Consider the following 17,137-nt stretch of genomic DNA (forward strand, 5'->3'; position numbering starts at 1 on the left):
TATTTTTTGTAATTAGGTAAAAACACGAATAAAAAAAATAAAAAACGTAATCCAAAATAGCCTGAGAGCTAGCATTTATTCTAATAAAAGAATTAGAAATATAGAAATAAAAATAAAATAGAATCGCATGAAAGACATAGCAAAACGCTTTATACAAAATCCTTTATTGTCACCGGCAGATTTACCTCCCAGTAGAGAAGGCTTACAAATTACCTGTCTTCTCAATCCAGGCGTATTTCAATTTGAAGGAAAAACATGGTTGATTGTTCGTGTAGCTGAAAGGCCGGAACAAAAAGAAAACATTATTTCTTTTCCTATTTTAACGGAAACAGGGGCCATTAAAATCATCGAAATTCCTACAGATGACCCTGATTTAGATGCCAGTGACGCAAGGGTAATTAATTATAAAGGAGTCGATTATCTAACTACGCTATCGCACCTGCGATTGCTATGCAGTGCCGATGGACATAAATTTTATGAACCGGAGAATTATCCGCTTTTAGTTGGTGAGGGAATGCTGGAAACGTTTGGAGTGGAAGATTGCAGGGTAACTTTACTTGAAAATAAATATTACCTTACCTATACAGCTGTTTCTGACAATGGAGTAGGAGTGGGTTTACGCACCACAAGCGATTGGAAAAATTTTCAATCACACGGGATGATGTTGCCTCCACACAATAAGGATTGTGCCATTTTTGATGAAAAAATCAATGGTTTGTATTACGCTTTGCACCGTCCAAGCAGTGTTGATATCGGTGGAAATTATATTTGGATAACTTCATCTCCTGATGGGCTACACTGGGGAAATCACCATTGTATCATTAAAACCAGAGTCGGTTTATGGGATAGCAAAAGAGTGGGTGCCGGTGCCGCTCCCATAAAAACGGAAAAAGGCTGGTTGTCCATTTATCATGGAGCAAATGCAGCACATCAATATTGCTTAGGGGCTTTTTTAATGGATTTAGAAGATCCTACAAAAGTAATTGCACGAACAGAAGAACCTATTATGGTACCTACTGCGACCTATGAATTGACTGGCTTTTTTGGTAACGTAGTTTTTACTAACGGACATGTTGTACATTCTGATGGCGATACCGTTACCATTTATTACGGCGCTTCTGATGAGTTTGTTTGTGGTGCTGAGTTTTCTATCAAAGACATTTATTCACTTTTAAAATTTAACTAATGTTCAAGAAACTAAAAACCGAAATAGGTCACTTTAAAAGTCAGACGCACAATTTTCAAATATTAGTGCTTACGAATCTGGTCTATGCCATTGTCTTGCCTGTAATCGATATTTTTGTGGCTGCTTATGTGATGCGAAGTTCCAATGATCCTGTTAAAGTTGTCATCTATCAACTGACAATTTATGCGGGAATTCCACTTACTTTTTTATTAAATGGATTTTTATTGAAACATTTTAACATCAGAAAATTATATTCGGCAGGAATGATGCTGAGCGGCGTTTCTATGATGATCATGATGTCATTGAAAACACTTGACTTGGTAGGAATAGGATTTGCCGGAATTACGATGGGATTATCTTTTGGTTTTTATTGGTCTAACCGGGATTATTTGGCATTAGCCATTACCAATGATACGAATCGAAATTATTATTATGGTTTGGAAACTTTTTTTTACACTATTATTGCCGTTGTCATTCCTATTACTATTGGTTGGTTTATCGAATCAAGCGGAGACGAAGCACAAATACATACTGCTTATTTAGTTATTACCGGAATAGTGTTTCTAGTGACTGTTGCAGCATCTATTGTTTGTTTCAGAGGAACGTTCCAAAATCCGGAACAGAAAAAATATGTGTTTTTTAAATTTCATCAGCTATGGTATAAATTATTGTCGTTGTCATTATTGAAAGGGTTGGTTCAAGGTTTTCTGGTAACAGCACCCGCAATGCTTATCATGTTGTTGATAGGTAAAGAAGGAGCGTTAGGAACTGCACAGTCGATAGGAGCTATAATCGCAGCGGTAATTATGTATGTTTTAGGAAGGATTTCAAAACCTTCTGACCGAATAAAAATATTTACAGCGGGACTCGTTTTATTTGCTTTAGGGGCAGTAGTCAATGGGTTGTTATTCAATCAAACCGGTGTAATCATATTTATTTTATTGTTGCTGATTGCAAAACCGCTGATGGATTTGGCGTATTTTCCAATTCAATTCAAAGTAATTGATATTGTTTCGAAAATAGAGAAAAGAGGCGAATTTGCTTATATCCTGAACCATGAAGCAGGTTTGTTTGCGGGTCGATTTTTAGGAGCAGGAACATTCTTAGTTTTGGCTTATGCTATTTCTACTGAAATTGCGTTGCGTTACGCTATTGTAATTGTTGCTATATTGCAGTTGAGTTCTATTTTTGTAGCCAAAAAAATTATAGCAGAAGGAAAATTACTTTCTCCGGATGAACCTGTAATTGATAGCAAAGTACTGAGCGAAGTTGCTGAAAAAATGGTGTAATACCGATTAGTGTCTAAAATAGAGTTACAATTAAATCAAAATAAGAAATGAATACTATTTTCAAAATCACTTTCGCTGGTTTGTTTTTTATCTTTTTCGGAAGCAACGCAGCAGCACAGGTAAAACAACAAAAGATAGCTCGTGTGGATCAAATGCCAAACTTGCCAAAACCATTTCAAATCATCGATTATAAAAAACTGGCGGTCAGCTTTGACAGTACCGTATATGATTTCAATGCCAAAGGTAAATATTGGCCGATGGTATGGATTGACAGCAGCAAAAAGAATTTTCCTCAAGACGTTGTAGGTATCTATACTGCAGTGGCCGATGTAAGGCAAGGGAAAAATAACAAAGGGATGTTCCATGAAGCTTTGGCTACTATGGGAGCGACATTAGGAGCGAGTTTAGTAGGAATAGACAAAAGCAAGCAACAAAATTTAAATTATGTTGGTATGCTGAAAAATTATTTCAATACCGAAACAGGTTGGGATATTATGATGAATAATACGTGCCCGGAAGTCGCTTTATTGGGCGGCGGTTATGGTCGTGACTGGTGGTACGATGTGTATCCGAATCTCTTGTTTTATGCTGTTTATGACAAATATCCTAACGAACCGGGTTTTGATGCTATTGCTAAAAGTATTGCCGAAAAATTCTTCAAGGCCGATTCTATTTTGAATGGGAATTATGACTATTCCTATTTTGATTACGGCAAAATGAAACCCATGAAAAATAATATCTGTGCGCAGCCCGATGCAGCGGCGGGACATGCCTGGGTTTTATATGCAGCGTATAAAAAGTTTGGAGACCCAAGATATTTAAAAGGAGCCAAAAGTGCTTTATCCGCACTACAATCACAACCTATAAATCCAACGTATGAATTATTAATGCCGTTTGGCGCTTATTTAGCGGCAAGAATAAATGCTGAAGAAGGAAAGCAATACGATACCGATAAAATGTTGGGTTGGACTTTCGACGGAACTGCAATATGTCGCGAAGGTTGGGGAGTATTGGTGGGTAACTGGAATGGAATTGATATTTCAGGAACAGTTGGTAGTACAGTAGATCACGGCGGATATGGTTTTTTAATGAATACCTATGATATGGCCTGGCCGTTGGTTCCTATGGTTCGATACAATCAATCGTATGCAACGGCAATTGGTAAATGGATGTTGAATGCCGCTAATGCATCCCGTTTTTTTTATCCGCAGTACATGCCCGATGAGCATGAAACGATTCCGCAACTGGCTGAGGTTAGCAAAGGTGTGATAGGATATGAGGGTATTATTCGCCAGTCCAGTTATAAAGCCTATGAAAATTTAAAAGGACCTGTGGCACAAGGAGACGGACCGCTTTGGGTACTGGGTCAAAATCCTGAGGAATCTCAATTTAGTGTTTATGGCAGTGGGCATGTGGGTATCTTCGGAAGTATTATCCGTGCAACCAATGTTACGGGGATTTTACAACTGAATTTACTGGCTACTGATTTTTATAGTGATAAAGCCTATCCTTCTTTTTTATATTATAACCCTTATACCACTAAGAAAAAAGTTTCAATAGAAACAGAACAAGGAAAAAAAGTGGATTTATATAATACAGTTTTGGGACGTTTTGTTGCCCGTAACGTTTCTTCTTCGGCTAAAATAAAGATTGCACCAGAAAGTGCAGCGGTAATTGTTTGTGTTCCATCAGGCGGTAAAATAACGTATGAAGGTTCTAAAATGTTGGTGAATGGTGTTGTAGTAGATTATAATTTTCAATAGAAAAAATAAGATTTTTGATATGAAATGTATAATCGCTGTACTATTTTCTTTCTTGATGTTTACTGGTGGCTCCGTTGCCGCACAACAGATTGAAAACACAGAAAAATGGTGGAAAGAATCGGTGTTTTACCAAATCTACATGCCCAGTTATGTGGACAGTAACGAGGATGGATATGGCGATTTTAAAGGAATGACCAATAAATTAGACTATTTGAAAGGTTTGGGCGTAAAAGGCATCTGGCTCACGCCATTTCTTACTTCTCCAAAAGTAGATAACGGCTATGATATTGCTAATTATTACGAGGTCGACCCCACTTATGGCAGCAAAGCAGATTTTGATACTTTTTTGAATGAAGCGCATAAAAGAGGAATCAAAGTGATTATGGATATGGTGCTGAATCATACTTCTACGGAATGCAAATGGTTTCAAGAATCCCAAAAATCAATAGATAATCCGTACCGTGATTATTACATCTGGAAAGACAAACCGAACAATTGGGAATCTTTTTTTGGTGGTACGGCTTGGGAAAAAGACACTTTAACCAATCAATACTACTATCATAAGTTTGATAAAAAAATGGCGGATCTCAACTGGTCCAGCCCTAAAGTGGTTGCTGAGGTTCAAAAAGTGCTTCGCTTTTGGCTGGATAGCGGTGTGGATGGATTCCGATTGGATGTGATTAATTTTTTAACCACCGACGGAATTACAGCTGACAATCCGGTAAAAGACGGACAGCAAGAACACATAAATGACATCGATCAGGAAGGTGTAAAAAATACCATGCGAATGATAAAATCGACCGTAAGCGAGTATGACAATCGTTTTATAGTTGGAGAAATAGGAAGTGACAAAATTGAAGTGTTGAAACAATACCAATCGCAGGATTTGTTGGATGTGGTTTTTAATTTCAACTTTGGAAGTATCAAAACATTTTCTTCGCAACGTATTTTTGAGGAGTTGCAAAGCATGGAAAAAAACATGAGCAATTATCCAACATTGTTTTTTGGAAGCCATGATATGCCTCGTATGGTAGACCGATTAGCCGATGGGAATCCAGATAAAGCGTTGGCATTAGCGGCTTTGATGCTCACGGCAAAAGGAGTTCCTTTTGTTTACTACGGCGAAGAAATTGGAATGCACAACATCATCGCGAAAAACCTGGAAGAGATGGTCGATATTCAGGGAAAAACTCATTATCAATTGGCTCTTGCCAAAGGTAAAAGTCCCGATGAAGCACTTTTGGAAGGAAACGAACACAACCGAGACAAATCACGCAGTCCAATGCAATGGAATGGAAATGCTTTCGCCGGTTTTTCAACTGAAAAAACATGGATTAAAACCAATTCCGATTATAAGAAAGTTAATGTTCAGGATTTAGCGAACAAAGAAAATTCTATTCTTAATCACTATGAAAAGTTGATAGCCATACGAAATAATGAAAAAGTCTTGCAATACGGGAAATACGACAGATTGGAACATCAAGACAATCAAATTTTGTTTACCCGATCTTTTGAAGGCCATAAAATTACTGTGATGATTAACTTTGGCTCAGTAAAGAAAATAAGCCTTCCAAAAGGAGCAAAAATTCTGATAGGAAAAGCGAAATTGAAATCAAATGACTTTATCATTTATAGTCACTAGAATTTGTATAAATACAAGCAATCGAATATTTTTTACTTTTTAAAACAATAAAAATGAATTTTAATATCTCTAACACTTTAGACAAAAGTGCTGTTTTTGAACAAATTGCTGCAGCATTAAAAAAAGAAAATTTCACAGTCGTTAAACAAGATGAAACACGACCTTGGGGAGGTTTTTTTGTAATTGATGAAAGTGAGGCGTCTGTCTTTGCCGCAAAATTTTTTCCTCATCTTGATATGGAAGCGATTAAAATTACCAATAAGTTAAGTCCGAAGATATTGGTGGTAGCACCTCACAAACGTTTGTCTTGGCAATATCACTTTCGCAGAGCGGAAATATGGAAAGTACTCTCCGGAGTTGTAGGGGTGAAAACCAGTGCCACAGATGAAGAAGGAGAAATTCAGGAACTTACACCTGGTACTTTTATCCAAATGGACAAAGGGGAACGCCATCGTTTAATAGGTTTAGATTCATGGGGGATAGTAGCCGAGATTTGGCAACATACAGACCCTGAAAATCCTTCTGATGAAGAGGATATCGTTCGTTTACAAGATGACTTTGGCAGATAAATAAAAGTATTGTTTTATACTTTTGGATCACACTAAATTTTAAAAATAGAAACATTGTTTGAGGAATACATTTATTCCTGAACAATGTTTTTTTTTTGGAATAATCACTTTTGACATAAAAAAAAAGATAAGCCAGCGAGCGAGGGCACTGAAAAAGTCCTTAAAGAATTAGATTTCATTAAAAGAGTAGAAAAATAAGATTTTCTACTCTTTTTTTTAGTGTGCCCAGCATGGGCGGTAACTCTAGGGTGCAAGTCCCGAACACGCCTTTACAGTGGGAAGTGTTAGCTAAATGCAAGGGTGTCCATTGTGAAGTGGAATCTGAAGGAAGCAGTAGGCAAACTCTTGACCTGACGAACAGAAACTATATATAAGGCCAATGATGTTGGATAAAGTTGCTAAACAAACTGAAGTCCAAAACTGTACGGAAACATCATGGTAAATATAGCAGGTAGATGAGAGGAAAGTTATCGTTCTTACCTGGGGAGGTCTTATAGACATAGGGAAGTTTTTTTTACAGAACTATGGATAACAATTGCTATAAGAAGTCAGCAGAGGTCATAGTAGGTACTAGAATTAAGTACCGAAGGACTGAACTTAATTAAGTGAGTAGTAAATGAATGTTACCTATGAAGGAACGAATGCAGAAAATATCGAATAATTTTGATAACTACCTTGGAAATGATAGGACGGAATCCGACAGCTACCAAGAAGTGCAGACCTTTATTGGGATAACTGAAAACAACCTCACGGAAGTACATTTAGGTCAGGGGAAGCTATTAGAACTAATCCTTAGTCCTTCCAATATGAATATGGCTTATAAAAGGGTCAAATCCAATAAAGGAAGTTCTGGAATAGACAAGTTGTCCACTGAAAATTTATTAGAATGGCTCTTAGAACATAAAGAGTCATTAATCACATCGCTAGAAAAGGGGAAATACAAACCCCAAGCTGTGCGAAGAGTTGAGATACCCAAAGAGGGAGGTAAAACAAGGTCACTTGGTATTCCCACTGTTGTAGATCGCTTAGTCCAACAAAGTATTGCTCAAATCCTAACGCCCATTTACGAACAAGAATTCCACGCAAGTAGCCACGGTTTTAGACCTAAAAGAGGATGTCATACTGCTTTGAAAGAAGTAGAAAGTCATCTCAATGATAAGTATCACTATGTAGTTGGATTTAGACTTAGAGAAGTTCTTTGATACTGTTAATCACAGTAGACTTATAGAACTAATATCAAGGAAAGTCAAAGACTCACGAGTGATATCACTCATCCATAAGTACCTAATAGCTGGCGCTGTTGTGGAAAACAAATTCCAAGAAAGTGTATTAGGTGTTCCGCAAGGCGGTTCTCTAAGTCCTTTGTTGAGCAATATAATGCTTCATGAATTGGATAAGGAGCTCGCTAGACGTGGACACCGTTTTGTACGCTACGCCGATGACTGCTTAATCTTCTGTAAAAGCAAGAAAGCATGTCTTCGTGTTAAGGAAAGTATAACTAAGTTTATTGAAAACGTATTATACTTAAGGGTAAACAAAGAGAAAACTACGGTTGGGTATATTAAAGGTAAGAAGTTCCTTGGATATAGCTTCTATAACAAAAGTAAAGGGAAATGGGGGCTTTGCGTACACCCAAAGAGTTACAGTAAACTTAAGAACAGGTTAAAGGAAATTACTAACCGCAGTAATGGTATGGGGTATCAAAAGAAGAAAGAACTCTTGCGATATTACATACAGGGTTGGGTATCCTATTTTAAACTAGCGGATATGTCAGGAAAGGTTAAAAGTATAGACAAGTGGCTTAGATTTAGAATACGAATGTTTATATGGAAAAGTTGGAAGAAGATAAGTACTAAATACAACAACCTTAGGAAGGTTGGTATTAGAGACAATCAAGCCTATCAATGGGCTAATACTCGAAAGAGCTATTGCCGAACTGCACTTAGTCCAATCCTACAAACAGCTCTAACCACGCGAATTCTAAGAAAATCAGGATACACGTTCCTAGCTGACATCTACCTAAAATGTATCGTAAATTAAGAACCGCCTTGGTACGGAACCGTATGCCGGGTGGTGTGGAAGGTCACCTAGGGAAATAATCCCTAGGTTCCTATCCGATTCCTGAAAATGAAGTACTTAAGCAAAACTCGAATTTTCCTTAATCGCCTTAAAATGTCTAATTACTAAAAAGAGATACTTTTTCAGTGCCCTCATCGTTTATCGGTATATTTTTTTGTGCTCACAGGCATTGTCAAGGTGATGCTTTCTTTTGGATGCTCATTTGCATACTTTTCATCGTATTGAAAAGTATATTCCCCTTCGTCTGTTTCAGTGAGTATTCCTGCCAGGAACTCTTTGTAATAGATAGCTGCTTTTCTCATACACTATGGTCGGTGTTTTTGGATAATTCTCTTGCGTTAACTGGAGCTAACGTATGCCCAAACATTTTGAGTACTTGATTTACTTTTTCGAGATTAAGGTTTTCTTTCCCTTGCTCTATTTTTCGAATAACCGTCAGTGCTACACCTGCACGTTCCGCAAAGGCTTCCTGCGTGAGGTTTACTTCATTTCTTTTCTCTTTTACAAAATCTGCCAGTGTTTTCATAAGTAGCAATTTATTGATTTTTAAAGATTCTATGCAATCGCTATACTTCATTATTATATGCTTTTGCAACGATTTTAAACAAATGTATAAAATTATATGTAAAAGCATATAATTTGTTCGAATTAAGTAAAACTATATGTAAAAGCATATAGTTTTACTTAATGGCTTATTCAGAATAAACTCCGACAATTAAGTCGCTTTGAATTGTCTTTAAATGACAAAAAAACAAGTTTAATACAATAGCAAATTAGACGGGTACTTTTACAGAAATGAGGATCAAACTTAAAAACTGTGGGAATATATAAAATAGGGGAGTATTTAAAAACAGAAACCCAAAACTTTCGTTTTGGGTTTCTGTTGCGGAGAAAGAGGGATTTGTTTCTCTTTCCTTATACCAATGTCTATAGGGGTTACGCTGTACTATGTTTCGATAGGGTATTAAATAGGTCACTATCAAAAATGAATAAAGAACATTAAATTATATTCAATGTAAAAATAGGCATTAATTACTGATTATGCAATAGTTAGAATTATTATTTGAACTGCTTATTGAACAAGTATCGTTACATTATAGGAGTACTTTAGAGGCTTTTAATAGCCTTAAATCCTATCCGACTACACAGCGTATAACATGTTCAATTTGAAGCCCTGAATAATCACAAAATTCCTCTATTGAAATTAATTGATGTGGTTCTTTATTCAAGTTGTCTTTAATCTTATTTAGATACAACCTTGCTTGTCTATATGTTTTACCTGTTATACGTTGTACATCTTTTGGATAAATACATACCCTGATGTTACTTGCTATCACACTTTTATTTTTAATACATTATCTATAGCTATGCTATGCCTTTGAGTTACCTCATCTTAGGATCTTATTCCCACATTCTTCTACAAAGTTATGAAAACTACTTACTTAATAAGTGACTAAAATAGGTAATTATAGACCTTTTAGCACCACTATTGACATCTGCTTTTTGAAATGTGCTTTAATTGATGGAAACTTTGTCTGAAATCATTCAAAATTTAGTTGCAACGAATATTCGGAATGAAGGAGTAGTTAGATTATTTCAAACTTAAATTTTAGAAATTATGGCAAGACAGAAAGGCATAATTAAATTGAAAGGTACTATCGGAGATATTACTTTTTACAAAACCAAAGACGGCCATTTGGCACGTGAGAAAGGTGGAGTTGATGCGAGTAGAATTGCAAACGATCCAGCGTTCCAGAGAACACGTGAGAATGGTTCCGAATTTGGAAGGGCAGGGAAGGCAGGGAAAACTTTGAGAACGGCATTGAGAACCTTGCTTTTGAATTCTGCTGACAACAGAATGGTGAGCCGACTTACCCAAGCCATGGTCAAAGTGATCCAAGCGGATTTGGTTAATGAGCGTGGATTGCGTAACGTCATTGATGGTGAGGCGGAATTGCTAGTGGGCTTTGAGTTTAATATCGGTGGGAAATTGGGAACCAGTTTGTTCGCTCCTTTTGTCGGAGCAATTGATAGAGTTACCGGGGAAATCACTGTTGATTTGGCTTCATTTGTTCCAGCGAATATGATTGCAGCTCCAAGTGGAACTACTCATTTCAAAATTATATCAGCTGGAGCCGAAATTAATTTTGAAGCAGAAACTTTCGTTGTTGCCAGTTCAGAAACAGCCATTCTTCCATGGGATTTTGCGCCAACGGTTGCCATCAATCATTTGAATGCGGTAACTCCAAACAGCGTAAGTCCATTGTTTTTGGCTCTTGGAGTCGAGTATTATCAAGAGGTCAATGGTAGAATGTATCCTTTGAAAAATGGTTCATACAATCCATTATCATTGGTACAAGTAAGCGGATTGTAAGATGGTTTTGGTACTATCAAGAACTTATTTCCCTGATGGAACTAACGGAAAACTCGCATGTGAGGGCAAATTCATCTGTTGTACAATTGAATTGCCTTGGAAAGAAAATGAGAAAAGGGTTTCCTGCATTCCAGAAGGGGAATATTTATTAAAAAAGAGTTACAGTCGAAAATTTCAATGGCATATTGAAGTAGTTGATGTAAAAAACAGAAGTTTGATTTTGTTTCATCCTGCCAATAATGCTCAAAAAGAATTGAATGGTTGTATTGCTCCCGTAACGAAACTTTCTGGCCCTGGTTTGGCTCTTCAATCACGACAAGCTTTTGCTAAAGTGAAAAACTTGGTTTATAAAACTTTGGACTGTTCAGAAACGGTTTCATTAATTGTTCAATCTTAAATTCATAAATTATGAATATAGTAAAAAGAGCGAAAGCTCCAACACCGAAATTTTTTAAAGTGCTTCGAAATATTGGATTGGCATTGGCTGCTGTTGGCGGAACTGTTTTGGCTGCACCAATTGCTTTGCCTATTGTGGTTAGTTCAATTGGAGGTTATTTAGCTGTTGTTGGTGGTGTATTATCGGCAGTAAGCCAGATTACGACAATCAACGATGATGCTAATGCAGTCCAGTAATCCAACATTAATTGGTACCGCTGGCGGCACATTTTTGAGTGTTGTGCCAAATTTACATTCGGAAGATGTTTTGAAAACTGTTTTATTAGCTATGATTGGAGCGATAGTCAGTTTTGCAATATCAATGGCACTTAAATTTTTTATCAAGAAGCACAAAAAATAGTTTAGTTCGAGTTGTGGTGACCTAGAATTAAGCGAATTGAAAGCCCAAACCGAAAGGAATGGGCTTTTTTTATAAAAGTCTCGCTGCTTTGTTTGTGTTATTATTTTAAAGATATTTTAAGTCCCATTTCATTTCTCAAATGAAGTAAAACTTCTGCGTTCCCTTTAGCATCATCTATTGGATTGTGAGTGGGTGGCGTTTTTCTTAAATGCTTCCATTGTGCAAAAGTATCTTTTACTAGTCCACAATATAAATCAGAAATTCTTCTTGATGAATAACCAAATGGATTTCTTTTGATAAAGTGATGAAAATACCAACATATAAACATCCAATCAAATCCGTTATTATCACTAATAAAGATTGGTTTTCCTTTGGAATTATTTTCTATCCATTCTTCAAAATCAAGCATCACATTAGTGGGGTCGTTGAATTCTAAAGTCTCATTTCTGCTAAATCCTGAAATTGCTAACGCTTCAGGATTAAAATTTTCAGAAATTGGTTTTAACTTACCATAAAAAGTTTTATCAAGATTTTCATCAACTATGACAGCTCCAAAGCAAATCATCGAATAATCTCCAGGTATTGGTCCGTCTGCTTCTATATCAACTACAATATAACTCATTAGTCTTTTCTATTAAATTTAGTTTTTTAATATTTCGGGAATTTCAGGAAGTTTATAATTTATGTTTAGAATCCAAAAATAGAACTTGCCTCTCTTTTATTCATCAAATCTTCCTTGAGCTCTTTTAACATCGGTATAATTAATTACATATATTATCGTTTAAATTGTCAGTTGAAAGATCTTCAGTGTTATATTTATTAAGCAATTCAAATGATCTGGAGTAATGAGTTATAATTGAAAGAAACCCGTCGGTCAATATCTTTTGTGTTTCAAATGTTTTTTCATTTAGAAAATCAATCTGTTTTTCTAATTCAACAATTTTTTCTTTATGATTTTTCAATAATTCTGTATTTACAGCATACCCTTTTATTACATAGTCCTTCAATTATTTTGCGGCTCATTTTCTGAATCCAATTCCTACGGGAGACTTAACCCTATACCCTACAGAAATTATCATATCCAAATTGTACGTTGCCGTTTTTCTTTCTACCGTTCTTCCCCCTTCAAGCTGAACTTGGCGGAATTTCCGCCAAGTTGATCCTTTGTCTAATTCCCCTTCACTATAAATAGTGTTAATATGCTCACCAATAGTCCTTCTAGCTTTACCAAAAAGGGTCATTATTTGCTGTTCAGTTGCCCAAACCGTATCATGTTCACTATCAAGCACCCCTGAAACTCTACTTGACAATTAGCGGGTGTGAAAGTAACAAGTTCAGAATTGTTCGGATGGGTTATATTTTGTTCTTTTTCCGGTAACATTGTATCGTTAATTTTTTTACTAAAATTATTTATCAAATATATGCAACTTCCATTCATTATTATATTTTTATTTAGCACAATACCGATGCAAAATCACTGTTCTCATTTCATTAATAAGCGATATATTTTGATTTAATTGTTCTTCTTTTTGTTCCAATAACCTCAACGCCTGGATCTGTTTTTTGTGCAGCTCATGTTCCTGAAGCATTTCATTGGCTTTGGCCGAAAAGTCCTTTTTGAAATCTCGAACTCGTAAAAAGGGAATTACGGAACCGCAAAGGGATTGATGCCAGAATTTTGCTTTCCAAAGGCTATACGCTAACCAATAGACAGTTTCAGCATCTTCTTCATTTGGAAATTGAATTACAAAGCTATTCGTAAATGGCTCTTTTTGAGGTTTCCCACTATTCAAACCTTTGTTGAGAATAAAGATTTGGTTTCCTTTGTAAACAGTGTCTTTTTGATGGGTTTTGATAATGTAATTTAGCATGGTTTCGGAATTTAAAAGTTAGTTTTTCTTCTATTTTCCGTTTTTAGAAATACTGAATCTGTCGAAACCGCCTTTCCTAAACTTTTTAAAAGAAAAAAGAAAAAAAGAAAGTCATCTCTCCAATGGAGGTTTTTAAAAAATCGAGTTTTTTAGAAAAAATACTACCCGAACCAATAAATGCTATTGAATGCAAAAACTTGATTGAGGGTGCAGATTTTATCTAAAACCCGTAGGGCTTGAACTTGTATTTTTTATAAAACCGGAACTTACCTTTACTTTCTTTTTTTATTTTTTTTCAAGATGAATGTTGTTGTTACCCCTTTTTCGGGAGAGTTCTTATGAAAACGGCAATTAAACACCCCCAAGCACCGCAGAAAATAATGATTGTAGCGATAGCGGAAATTATTATTATTCGAGGAGCGCAGTGGCGGGGTTGCGGCAATCGAACAGCCACCGCAGGACGAGAACGGAGCGTAGTTTACGGAGTGGAGAGAAGTACTGCGAGCGTGAAACGGCGGGGGAAATATAAAAATCATCCGCCTTTTCGGCGGAGTTCCTTGATTTAGGGCAAAGTGCTAACGGAGCCAACCCCGATGGCTGTGCGAAGGAGCAACCGCTGAAAAAATAAGGGGCGACAGACATAATACTGCTGGAATGCAGTGGAGCGTAGCCTGCGGAGCGAAACGGAATGAAGCGGTATTGTGGATGTAGTAGCCCCGCCGAACGTAGGGTAGAGAACGTGTGAAGATGAGGAACGAAGCGGCACAATAAAAATAGCTGCTTATTTTTAAGCTACTATTTTTATTGTGCTGCGTAGTGTCTGCGGAATGGAGGGAGGAGGCTTTTCTGCCGACGACCGACTGGAGCTGCCGAACGGAACAAAGAGAACGACCGAAGAGAGACCGCTTGATTGCCGAGGTCACTGAAAAAGTCTTTTAAAGAATTAATTGTTAAATAAAAGGAGTAGAAATCAAATTTTTCTGCTCCTTTTTTCGTATTTTTAACTGTAATCATAAGGCCTTTTAGATGTTAGTTCAACAACAAAAAATTCAGTTCAGTGCGTATTCTTCGTTATATGATTTAATCGTTCCAGAGGATAATATTCTAAGAAAAATTAACGAGTTGATAGATTTTTCATTTATCTACGATGAGTTATTAAATAAATACTGTGTAAATAATGGTCGCACAGCAGAAAGTCCTGTTCGTATGTTCAAGTATTTACTTTTGAAAACAATTTATACTGTCTCCGATGTTGATGTAGTTGAGCGTTCGCGTTTTGATATGTCCTTTAAGTATTTTTTGGAAATGACACCAGAAGACGATGTCATAAATCCAAGTTCATTGACAAAATATAGAAAACTACGTTTGAAGGACACCGACTTATTAAATCTATTGATTAGTAAAACGGTCTCTATAGCCGTTGAAAAGGGCATCATCCGTTCCAAGTCTATAATAGTTGATGCCACCCATACTTTATCGAGATCGAATCCATTTTCAGCAATTGAAGTATTGAGAGCGCGTTCAAAACAACTACGAAAAACGTTATATTCATTTGATGACCAATGGAAAGAACGCATGCCAGAGAAGAACAACGACAATGAATTGGAAAAGGAATTGGTATATTGTAAAGAATTGGAGAGACAAGTAGAAAAAGAACAGGCTTTAAGTTCCATACCTGCTGTAAAATAAAAATTAAACTTGCTAAAAGAAACAATAGAAGACACTCAGGAAAATTTTACGTTATCAAAAGATACAGATGCTAAAACGGGTCATAAATCCGCTGATAGTTCCTTCTTCGGCTATAAGACTCATTTAGCGATGACCGAAGAGCGTATCATTACAGCAGCTGTAGTAACCTCAGGAGAAAAAGGAGATGGACCAGAATTACCTAAACTTTTAGAAATTAGTCAAGAAAACGGAATTGAGGTTGATACAATTATTGGAGATGCAGCCTATTCAGGGAAGCAAAATCTTAAACTCACAAGTGATCAAAACATTAAAGTAGTAGCTAGGCTAAATCCTTCAATAACACAAGGATTTAGAAAAGACGAAGATAAATTTGATTACAATAAAGATGCCGATATGTTTGTTTGTCCTGCAGGTCACATGGCTATACGAAAAGCTCGTCAGGGTAAAAAAAATGTTGGCGAGAATCAAGTAGATACGTACTATTTTGATGTTGAAAAATGCAAATCTTGCCCTTTAAAAGAGGGTTGTTATAAAGAGGGAGCCAAGACAAAAACGTATTCGGTATCAATAAAATCAGACTTACACCAAGAACAAATCGCCTTTCAAGAAACTGACTATTACAAAGAAAAAGCAAAACACAGATACAAAATAGAAGCGAAAAACAGTGAGTTAAAAAATGTACATGGTTATAATAGAGCGATATCATATGGCATTACCAATATATGCAAATGCAAGGAGCAATAGCAATTTTTGCCGTAAATATGAAAAGAATACTGAAATTAATGTAAGAAATTACAATCTACACGCGCATTATGCAAAATAAACCTATATAAGTCAAAAATAGACTGATACAACCTACAATAAAAAACAGTTATAAAAAGAAAAACGCTTATAACGGATGTTTAAAATCCTGTTACAAGCGTTTTTTTATTGTCTAAAAAACGACGCTAATCAAAATAGGAGGTGCTTTTTCAGTGACCTCTGATTGCCCGTGATGTTTTTACCGTGAATGTTGTTGTGAAAATTGACTTTTTTTTATTTTAAAAAGATGACTATACTATTTCTGATTTTCAATTCATTAATTGTTGGTTAATCAATTTTACTCTTGATTGCCGAGGAACATTTTTCCAATTAAAGTTAAGCTGTATTTTTGATCTGGTGCAGTTGGATTTTGCGGATTTGTTTTTTCAATCCATTGTAATTGTTCCAATGGTTTTAGATAATTGTCCCGGAATGTTTTCTTGTTTGCATAACCAACTGCTGTCATTATATCATCTAATGCCATTGGTGCAGCGGTTAAAGATAGAATAGCAATTATGTATCTTAACTTTTTTGAGACCGGCTAGGTACCTTTTTAATTTTCCCTATATCAGTAGGCTGATTTTTAAGCCAATCAAGATTAGATAGCTTGGTACCTTTTTGTATCCAACTTGGTACCAAATGTAAAAGACAAGTAGGAATAATTGTTTTGAAAACAATCACATTAAGTAATAAATGGCCTCTTAAATTTGGAAAAAAATCCAATATAAGTGAAGCACAATACTACGAAAGCGCTTCTAAATCCTCTTTTAATCTACGTAAAAAACTTTCTTCACCATCATCACCGGAAATATACCAATCAATTCTTTGAGCATAAACTTCAGCTTTTTTGAGTAAATCAATAGCAGTTTTATAAGCATTCACAACAGCATCACTTTCAATTGTCCAATTCAATTCTTCAGGGTGCTCTGCGTAATATTCTTTATCATTCCAAAGTTCCTGCTTTGGTTTAGGATTTCCCATTCTTTCAAGTTCACTTTGTATCGTTTCGTGTATTTCACGAATATTGTACTGTTTGTAATCAAAAGCTCCTCCGCTCATAGTTCTTGAAAAATAAGTT

At 36.0% G+C, this 17,137-nt stretch carries 17 protein-coding genes and 1 pseudogene; 11 read left to right on the forward strand and 7 right to left on the reverse strand.

The window, feature by feature from the left end; all coding sequences use genetic code 11:
* Positions 1-127 precede the first annotated feature (127 nt).
* The 7 genes from ACNO7W_RS07440 (at position 128) to ACNO7W_RS07470 (ending at position 8,489) form a co-directional block, all read left to right on the forward strand.
* Positions 128-1,186 carry a glycoside hydrolase family 130 protein gene (locus ACNO7W_RS07440; protein WP_417937617.1) on the forward strand — a complete coding sequence of 353 codons (1,059 nt, stop codon included), beginning with the start codon at positions 128-130 and terminating at the stop codon, positions 1,184-1,186.
* A complete protein-coding gene (locus tag ACNO7W_RS07445; protein WP_144064894.1) occupies positions 1,186-2,475 on the forward strand; it encodes an MFS transporter in 1,290 nt (429 codons plus the stop codon). The genes ACNO7W_RS07440 and ACNO7W_RS07445 overlap by 1 nt, the downstream gene beginning before the upstream one ends.
* A 47-nt stretch (positions 2,476-2,522) precedes the next feature.
* Positions 2,523-4,238, forward strand: a complete 1,716-nt coding sequence (locus ACNO7W_RS07450) for a hypothetical protein (RefSeq protein WP_417937618.1) — start codon at positions 2,523-2,525, stop codon at positions 4,236-4,238.
* Positions 4,239-4,257: 19 nt separating this feature from the next.
* The gene (locus ACNO7W_RS07455; RefSeq protein WP_417937619.1) at positions 4,258-5,880 is read left to right on the forward strand and encodes an alpha-amylase family glycosyl hydrolase; all 1,623 of its coding nucleotides are present in this window, start codon (positions 4,258-4,260) and stop codon (positions 5,878-5,880) included.
* Positions 5,881-5,933: 53 nt separating this feature from the next.
* Positions 5,934-6,449 (forward strand): phosphoheptose isomerase, encoded by a 516-nt coding sequence (locus ACNO7W_RS07460; protein WP_417937620.1) that lies wholly within the window; start codon positions 5,934-5,936, stop codon positions 6,447-6,449.
* A gap of 629 nt (positions 6,450-7,078) precedes the next feature.
* Complete coding sequence (locus ACNO7W_RS07465) at positions 7,079-7,651, forward strand: reverse transcriptase domain-containing protein (RefSeq protein WP_417937621.1); 573 nt, start codon at positions 7,079-7,081, stop codon at positions 7,649-7,651.
* Complete coding sequence (locus tag ACNO7W_RS07470; protein WP_417937622.1) at positions 7,623-8,489, forward strand: reverse transcriptase domain-containing protein; 867 nt, start codon at positions 7,623-7,625, stop codon at positions 8,487-8,489. Before ACNO7W_RS07465 ends, ACNO7W_RS07470 begins: the two co-directional genes overlap by 29 nt.
* Before the next feature lie 170 nt (positions 8,490-8,659).
* On the opposite strand, the gene ACNO7W_RS07475 is transcribed toward ACNO7W_RS07470, so the two are convergent.
* The gene (locus ACNO7W_RS07475; protein WP_143388107.1) at positions 8,660-8,830 is read right to left on the reverse strand and encodes a HipA N-terminal domain-containing protein; all 171 of its coding nucleotides are present in this window, start codon (positions 8,828-8,830) and stop codon (positions 8,660-8,662) included.
* Complete coding sequence (locus tag ACNO7W_RS07480; RefSeq protein ID WP_144064898.1) at positions 8,827-9,054, reverse strand: helix-turn-helix domain-containing protein; 228 nt, start codon at positions 9,052-9,054, stop codon at positions 8,827-8,829. Before ACNO7W_RS07480 ends, ACNO7W_RS07475 begins: the two co-directional genes overlap by 4 nt.
* Before the next feature lie 1,092 nt (positions 9,055-10,146).
* Here ACNO7W_RS07480 and ACNO7W_RS07485 point away from each other — a divergent pair.
* Genes ACNO7W_RS07485 through ACNO7W_RS07495 form a run of 3 tightly spaced genes read left to right on the forward strand, consistent with a single transcriptional unit; the run spans position 10,147 to position 11,535 of the window.
* Positions 10,147-10,902 (forward strand): hypothetical protein, encoded by a 756-nt coding sequence (locus tag ACNO7W_RS07485; protein WP_417937623.1) that lies wholly within the window; start codon positions 10,147-10,149, stop codon positions 10,900-10,902.
* Position 10,903: 1 nt separating this feature from the next.
* A complete protein-coding gene (locus ACNO7W_RS07490; protein ID WP_417937624.1) occupies positions 10,904-11,299 on the forward strand; it encodes a DUF5675 family protein in 396 nt (131 codons plus the stop codon).
* 11 nt (positions 11,300-11,310) lie between these two features.
* The gene (locus tag ACNO7W_RS07495) at positions 11,311-11,535 is read left to right on the forward strand and encodes a hypothetical protein (RefSeq protein WP_417937625.1); all 225 of its coding nucleotides are present in this window, start codon (positions 11,311-11,313) and stop codon (positions 11,533-11,535) included.
* 263 nt (positions 11,536-11,798) lie between these two features.
* Here ACNO7W_RS07495 and ACNO7W_RS07500 read toward each other — a convergent pair whose 3' ends face one another.
* The 3 genes from ACNO7W_RS07500 to ACNO7W_RS07510 all read right to left on the reverse strand — a co-directional run bounded on the left by ACNO7W_RS07500 (position 11,799) and on the right by ACNO7W_RS07510 (position 13,569).
* Positions 11,799-12,320 carry an exonuclease gene (locus ACNO7W_RS07500; protein ID WP_417937626.1) on the reverse strand — a complete coding sequence of 174 codons (522 nt, stop codon included), beginning with the start codon at positions 12,318-12,320 and terminating at the stop codon, positions 11,799-11,801.
* Positions 12,321-12,717: 397 nt separating this feature from the next.
* A complete protein-coding gene (rhuM, locus tag ACNO7W_RS07505) occupies positions 12,718-13,008 on the reverse strand; it encodes a RhuM family protein (protein WP_417937627.1) in 291 nt (96 codons plus the stop codon).
* 138 nt (positions 13,009-13,146) lie between these two features.
* The gene (locus tag ACNO7W_RS07510) at positions 13,147-13,569 is read right to left on the reverse strand and encodes a DUF6943 family protein (RefSeq protein WP_417937628.1); all 423 of its coding nucleotides are present in this window, start codon (positions 13,567-13,569) and stop codon (positions 13,147-13,149) included.
* A gap of 1,026 nt (positions 13,570-14,595) precedes the next feature.
* Between ACNO7W_RS07510 and ACNO7W_RS07515 the strand changes: the two are divergent.
* Positions 14,596-16,046: pseudogene (locus tag ACNO7W_RS07515) on the forward strand (IS1182 family transposase).
* Between the two features lie 311 nt (positions 16,047-16,357).
* On the opposite strand, the gene ACNO7W_RS07520 reads toward ACNO7W_RS07515, so the two are convergent.
* Together ACNO7W_RS07520 and ACNO7W_RS07525 are read right to left on the reverse strand one after the other, a co-directional pair.
* The gene (locus ACNO7W_RS07520; RefSeq protein ID WP_417937691.1) at positions 16,358-16,576 is read right to left on the reverse strand and encodes a Fic family protein; all 219 of its coding nucleotides are present in this window, start codon (positions 16,574-16,576) and stop codon (positions 16,358-16,360) included.
* 224 nt (positions 16,577-16,800) lie between these two features.
* Positions 16,801-17,118 (reverse strand): hypothetical protein, encoded by a 318-nt coding sequence (locus tag ACNO7W_RS07525; protein WP_417937629.1) that lies wholly within the window; start codon positions 17,116-17,118, stop codon positions 16,801-16,803.
* Positions 17,119-17,137 lie beyond the last annotated feature (19 nt).

It is taken from the genome of Flavobacterium sp. ZB4R12 (assembly GCF_048276375.1).
In the GTDB taxonomy this organism is placed as follows: Bacteria; Bacteroidota; Bacteroidia; order Flavobacteriales; family Flavobacteriaceae; genus Flavobacterium; species Flavobacterium gawalongense.